The organism is Bacillus sp. LR--39 (assembly GCF_053613335.1).
In genome coordinates, this window is sequence record NZ_JBSIOT010000926.1 from 1 (window position 1) to 690 (window position 690).

Annotated in this window: 1 protein-coding gene; it reads left to right on the plus strand. The window is 44.8% G+C overall.

All coding sequences use genetic code 11. From position 1 onward, the window contains the following. Positions 1–41: 41 nt before the first annotated feature. Positions 42–690, plus strand: a 649-nt coding sequence (gene tuaG / locus ACWHAR_RS27515; RefSeq protein WP_452088489.1) for a teichuronic acid biosynthesis protein TuaG, incomplete at its 3' end; no start/stop codon positions are given.

A 690-nucleotide genomic window follows, 5' to 3' on the forward strand; every position in this document is an offset into this window, starting at 1 on the left:
TTCAGAGAATCCTTTTAAAATCATACGATGGAGATGTGATCATGACCAATTGGAAACCTCTCGTATCTGTCATTACACCTTCCTATAATGCGCGTGACTATATTGAAGACACGGTTCATTCGGTATTAGATCAGAGCCATCCTCATTGGGAAATGATTATCGTGGATGATTGCTCAACGGATGGGACCCGCGACATTTTACAGCAGTATGAAAAAATAGACGAAAGAATTCATGTGGTGTATCTGGAAGAGAACTCCGGAGCTGCTGTTGCTCGCAACAAAGCGTTGGAACGCGCTCAAGGGCGCTACGTAGCATTTTTGGACAGTGATGACAAATGGAAAAAAGACAAACTGGAAAAGCAGCTTGAGTTTATGATGGAGCGCTCCTGTGCGTTCTCTTTCACGGGCTACAGCTTAATGGCGCAGGACGGGACCCCGCTCGATAAATTTATTCATGCGCCGGAAAGCCTGACGTACGATGACGCCCTGAAAAATACAATTATCGGCTGCTTGACGGTGATGATTGACAGGGAGCAAACGGGACAGATCCAAATGCCGAATATCAGAACGAGACAGGACTTAGCCACATGGCTGTCTCTTTTAAAAAAAGGATTTACTGCCTATGGAATGAATGAATGCCTGGCTGAATATCGGCTTGTCAATAATTCAATTTCCAGCAACAAATGGAAGG